4 protein-coding genes are annotated in these 5,788 nt (G+C 39.8%); 3 read left to right on the top strand and 1 reads right to left on the bottom strand.

Features of this window, described 5'->3' with window-relative positions; genetic code table 11:
- The first annotated feature begins 253 nt into the window (after positions 1 to 253).
- Positions 254 to 1,270, top strand: coding sequence for a C40 family peptidase (locus V7161_RS27320; RefSeq protein WP_335715946.1), 1,017 nt, complete (start codon positions 254 to 256; stop codon positions 1,268 to 1,270).
- Between the two features lie 230 nt (positions 1,271 to 1,500).
- Here the strand turns inward: V7161_RS27320 and V7161_RS27315 are convergent, their stop codons facing one another.
- On the bottom strand, positions 1,501 to 3,411 hold the full coding sequence (locus tag V7161_RS27315) for a YhgE/Pip domain-containing protein (protein WP_335715966.1): 1,911 nt from the start codon (positions 3,409 to 3,411) through the stop codon (positions 1,501 to 1,503).
- Positions 3,412 to 3,621: 210 nt separating this feature from the next.
- On the opposite strand from V7161_RS27315, the gene yyaC reads away from it, so the two are divergent.
- Positions 3,622 to 4,206 (top strand): spore protease YyaC, encoded by a 585-nt coding sequence (gene yyaC / locus V7161_RS27310; RefSeq protein ID WP_335715945.1) that lies wholly within the window; start codon positions 3,622 to 3,624, stop codon positions 4,204 to 4,206.
- Positions 4,207 to 4,361: 155 nt separating this feature from the next.
- Positions 4,362 to 5,630, top strand: a complete 1,269-nt coding sequence (locus V7161_RS27305; RefSeq protein ID WP_335715944.1) for an MFS transporter — start codon at positions 4,362 to 4,364, stop codon at positions 5,628 to 5,630.
- Positions 5,631 to 5,788: the final 158 nt, after the last annotated feature.

The raw sequence follows: 5,788 nt of genomic DNA, 5'->3' as shown, positions 1-5,788 counted from the left end.
GGCATTCCGCTCATTCCCATGCCTGGGAAGCCACTCATTCCCATTCCTGATGTCATGTTTTCACCTACTTTCACTATATATACTATGATTTTTATACAATTGGGAGCTTATTCTCTTCTAAAATTAGGCAAATACACTTTTGAGCTGATATTAAATTGTAAAGTCCCTATTACAAAGCTGAAAAACTGCTTTGTTATAATGTGGACTTGTTAGTGGTTTGAATTTTACGAAATTTCCAAAAGAGGTGTAATGGATGAAACTTATACTGCCCATGTTAATCATATTAGGGTTATCAACTTTTCAAACAACCCCTAAGGCTCATGCGGAAGCAAAAATAGCGAATCAAAAGGCTTTGTCACAAGCAGAATCTCATAATGGTATCAATGAAAAATTGCAGAAAATTAATCAAGCAATTCATGATAATCAAAAGGCAATTGTTAAAGCTGATTTAGAGGAAGCAGCGGCCACATCTGAAGTACAAAAGCTTGAGAAGGATATTAGTATTTTAAAAAACAGTATGGAAAAACGAAATAATGTATTAAAAGAACGTGCCCTTTCCTATCAGCAAAGCAACAGACATTTAAGTTATCTCGATGTTTTGTTAGGTTCAACTAGCTTGAGCGATTTTATTGATCGAGTAGGAGCAGTAGCATCGATTGTAGAGGCAGACCGGACCCTTTTGGAACAGCAGGAATCCGAAAAGAATGAATATGACAGTAAAAAGGCTGCTTTAGATAAAAAACTCACTGGACTTCTTAGCACAAAAACGGACCTCGAAGGAATGCGTTCCATGCTATCGGAACAAAAAGGACAATATGAAGGCCTAAAAAAACAGATTGAAACTGTTAAAGTTACAGAATACATAGAGCCTCCGGCTTTGGAGGATGGAAACGTTAAGAAAATTATCTCCGCAGGCTATAAATACATTGGAAACTCTGTCTATGTATTTGGAGGCGGAAGAAATGAATACGATGTCGACAACGGAAGATTTGATTGTTCCGGCTTTGTTCATTGGGCTTTTGCCCAGGCGGGGATTGAATTAGGTTGGAGTACAGATTCAATAAAAAATTCTGGTGCACAAGTTTCGTTAAGTAAAATGCGGCCAGGAGACCTTGTTTTTTTTGATACTTATAAAAAAGATGGCCATGTAGGCATTTACCTAGGTAACGGGAAGTTCATTGGATCACAAAGCTCTACCGGAGTCGCCATTGCCGATATGTCAACGGGGTATTGGAAAGAGAAGTTTAATGGCAGAGTGGTACGGATTTAACTTCTTCTTGGGCAAAAAGGTTCGCCGCGGATAGGCTGGCTACGTGACCGAATTCTCTTCACGAACTGGTTTTGGGCAACGTAGAACCACTCTACGTTACCGAATCCTCTTCTCAACCTCGTTTTGGGTAACGTAGAACGACCCTACGTTACCCTATAGTGTTTCTTCAATGGATTTAGGTAGCGTATCCCACTCATTCAAAAAAACAAATCAGAAATGACCCTTTTTAACTAAACTTCCTTTAAATTAGCCTGTTTTTTCACAAGTACCCTTATCACCAACAACGTCAAAATAACCGCAGCAACCAAATATATCACCAACGCTGTTACATCAGTACGCAAAATATGATAATCCCCAGTTGAAATAATCGCACGGAAGCCCTGGACTGTATAGGACATTGGCAGGAGCGAATGGAGCGTTTGTAAAAACGTTGGTGTGAGCTCGATTGGAAACGTTCCTGCACTCGAAGTCAACTGCAAGACCAGCAACACAATCGCTAGAAATCTTCCAGCATTATCCAAAGCAATCACAAGCAACAAAATAATTGACATAAACATCAAACTAGCCAGAAAGGTAAATAGGTAAAGAAAACCAGGGTTCACAGGATCCAATCCAATTAATTTTATTAAAAAAAGATTGGTAATGATGCTATGAAAAATAGATATAAAAGCTAATAGAACCCATTTCGATAAAAACCAGGCCATCGCCGTTGGAGGCCGGGAGCTGGTGGCCCGGAACGGGAGGATTGTGGAAAGCAAAAGAGCCCCAACGAACAAACTTAAGGATAGGAAATAGGGAGCTAAACCTGTTCCATAGTTAGGTACACTATGTACCAATTGCTCTTTTAGCCTGACCGGATTGGACATCATCTCATAAATAGGCTGTCCTGAATGAATGGCTTGAATTTGTTTTGCTCCATCTGTCAATTTATCCGTTAATTCCTTGCTGCCTAAAGCAAGGTCCACTTCCCCGTCTTTCAAGGTTAACAAATGACCAATCACGCTATTCCACCCATTATAAACATTTGTTGCTCCACTAGAAATTTTTGCTTGTGAAACAGCTAATTGCTTTGCACCATTTGATAGGTCTTTCAATTTAGCAGCAATCGTGGCTGATCCCGAACTAAGAGTTCCTGTACTTTGTGTAGCTTTATACAATCCTTGATTAAAAGCGTTAAAATTCGAATCGAATTTAACTAGACCACTACTGAGACTATTACTAATTTGGACCATTTGCTGATAGGCAGTGTCATTGGCAGATTCAGGGTGGCCAGTTGCATACCCTTCTATCACTTGGCTTAATTGCTTGGAACCATTCACCAGCGGCCCCATCCCAGATGCCAGTTGAGTAGAACTGCTATTTAACTGTTTTAGTCCACTATCCAACGTGCCCAAACCACTACTTACCTGAGCCATACCCGATTGTAATTGCCCCGCACCATCGGATAATTGTGTGGCAGCATTGCTTAATTTTTGTGCTCCGCTTGACAGTTGACTTAACGGATCGATTTGTTTTTGCATGCCACTGATGATTTCCTCGGTTCCTGAAGTTAATTTGTTCAAGCCTGCAGTAATTTGGCCTGAACCTTTACTTGCTTCGTTCATGCCCTCCCCGACCGATTTAATATTCCCAAAAACGACTTCAGCATAATTTTTGCTGATTTGCTGAGCTAACTTTGTTCGAATCTTATCGACGGCATTTCTTCCAATTTGCGAGGCAATGAAATTGCTGCCTACATTCACCTTATAATAGAGATTGAGCGGCGTCGGTTTTTGCGCGGTTAGCGTTGTGGCCCTTTTGGAAAAATCACGGGGAATATAAATTTCAAAATAATATTGATTATTTTTTAGTCCTTTATCAGCCACACTTTTACTGACAAAATTCCATTTAAAACTTTTATCGTTCTTCAATTCTTTAACCAGATCATTACCTATGGCGTACGAACTCCCTTTATAATCGACTTTTTCGTCGTCATTAACTACCGCGACCGGCAGCCTTTCTAAATGAGCGTATGGATCCCAGTTCGCCCACAAATAAGTTCCACTATATAGGATGGGAACAAATAAAATCACAATTAATGCTACCATCAGCTTTGGATTTTTTACTATTTGTCCCCATTCATGTCTAATCCAGGAAAACATAGTCAACGATTATACACCCTCTACTGTAATCTCATACTTTTCATTATTTGTATGAATTGGTAGATTTATGTGCATTAGAAAATTATGAAAATTAAATTAATGTGAAATTCCTGTTTTCTTGGAAGGAATATTATATATAAAAACAGAATATTAAAATATCTATACATTTCGATAAGCGAAATAGGAAGAAAAATTGGTGGTGTGTAATAGATGGATTTGCTAAACTCACAGAATAATAGAATTATCCCTTACGATCATAAGCTAGCTCCGCTCTTTATTCGCAACACCTTGCATTCCCTCATTCCCGAAGGAACAAAGCATATTTATGTCGTTGGAATTGGTTCCAATAGAATCAGCGGCGACAGCCTAGGTCCGTTTGTCGGGACCTTGCTTTCTAACCTGTTTCCTGGCCACTTAACTGTTTTAGGAAATCTTCAGTCTCCTATGGATGCGAAAACCCTCATTCCGGAATTTACCCGTCTCAGCCTTCCAGAAAATAGTTTTGTTGTTGCGATTGATAGTGTTCTAGGTTCAGTGGGGATCGTGAATTCCATAGTCGTTCGAGAAGGCGCTTTACTGCCAGGTGAAGGTCTTGGAAACCAGCTTCCTCCTATCGGCGACTGCAGCGTCATGGGGGTTGTCCTAGAAAATGATCCATCTATGGAATGTTCTTTATTTATCACAAATCTGCACCTGATCTATACGATGGCTGTTAATATTGCAAAAGGAATTTCGCTCGCAGTTCGGCAGTATTTTAACTATCCTTCAAACCATCCGATACTGCTCCATCATTAATAGCCATTTCCCCGATTACTCGGGGTTTTTTTTTATACAGCCCTCTTTCAAAAAATAATTTTCGTGTAAACGCAACCAATTTTCTTACAAAATCCTTTTATGAAAAAATTAGAGTATAATTGGAAGGGAATAAAAGTAAACAGGGGTAGAGATCATTGAATAAACAAAATAGCAGGTATCGTTGGGTGGTTTTCGCCACCGTCTTGTTCACTTATTTTTTAATCGTGAGTCAAAGGACAGCACCTGGATTAATTTCCGATCAATTAATGAAAGATTTTAACATTACTGCGGCAACCATCGGCCTTTTGACCAGTGTTCAATTCTTGGCTTATGCTGGACTGCAGGTTCCCATTGGTATTCTTTCAGACCGGTTTGGTCCAAACGTGTTTTTAATCGTTGGAGCGATACTCAATGGACTAGGAACTGTTCTTTATAGTCTGGCAACAAATGAATATATGCTTCTTATTGCCAGATTGATGGCAGGTATGGGTGATGCGACGATTTGGGTTAATTTGGTTTTAATTATGAGCCAATGGTTTAAAGTAAGAGAATTTGTCGGCTTACTAGGAGTCGCTGGGATGAGCGGAAGCCTTGGTTTCTTAATGGCAACCGTTCCCTTTTCCGCTTGGATCACCTTATCTGGCTGGAGAACTCCATTTTTTATTACAGGAATCCTATTATGTTTATGTGGACTACTTTTATATATTGTTCTCGTAAACAAACCAAAGAAAATTTTTACGAACGAAGCTTTAAAAGTAAAAAAAGAGAAAAAGCGTGAAAATACGTTGGTTTTATTAAGACGGATGTTCTCCGAACGTCAAGCATGGGCAACCTTCTTATGTCATTTTGGCTTGGTCGGTACGTATGTTGGTTTTATCGGTTCTTGGGCTGTTCCTTATGGCATGCATGTTTACGGGATGAGCCGATCGGATGCAAGTCAGTTGATTATGTATGGTTTGGTTGGGGCACTTATTGGCGCTCCGCTCACGGGCTGGATTTCAGGCCGGCTGGATTCCATTAAACGACCTTATATCATTGTCCATATAATTGTTTTTATTTGCTGGATTGCGTTCCTTATTTTTAATGGGAAGCCATCCTTTAGTATGCTGGTGGTTCTTTTCTTTATCATTGGTTATGGAAATGGGGCCAGCTCGTTAACCTTTGCTGTGGTCCGCAAATCTTTCCCGATGAAAGAGGTAGGGGTGGTTTCAGGATTCGCCAATACAGGTGGTTTTTTAAGCGCGGTACTTCTGCCAATTATTTTCGGAAAAGTATTAGACCATTTTCATGCTGCCAGCAGCAGTGTTGGCTATCACTATGGGTTTATCATCCCCGTCCTGTTTTCCATGTTTGGCTTAATTGGGGGTATTCTAATAAAAGAACAGCGCCAGGAAGCAAAGCAGACTAGTGAAATGCTGGCTTAGATAATTAGTGTTCTTAGCTTCATTGCCCGTTGAATGAAAATGGTGGCATGCTCAAGCGATGAAAATTCATTTCATTTACCGTATTTTGTAAAAGTTGCCTCACTCGGGCAATGAAAGTTCATTTCATTTACCGTATCTTGTAAAAGCAGTCTCACTCG

Origin of the sequence: Neobacillus drentensis, assembly GCF_036965425.1 — a bacterium.
Classification (GTDB): domain Bacteria; phylum Bacillota; class Bacilli; order Bacillales; family Cytobacillaceae; genus Neobacillus; species Neobacillus drentensis_F.
Note: the sequence above shows the minus strand (reverse complement) of the source record. Positions and strands in the feature narration are given on the sequence as shown.

Excerpts from the sequence above, each read along its gene's own strand:
- V7161_RS27315 (WP_335715966.1), bottom strand. The coding sequence starts at position 3,411 with ATGTTTTCCTGGATTAGACATGAATGGGGACAAATAGTAAAAAATCCA.
- V7161_RS27320 (WP_335715946.1), top strand. The coding sequence starts at position 254 with ATGAAACTTATACTGCCCATGTTAATCATATTAGGGTTATCAACTTTT.
- yyaC (WP_335715945.1), top strand. The coding sequence starts at position 3,622 with ATGGATTTGCTAAACTCACAGAATAATAGAATTATCCCTTACGATCAT.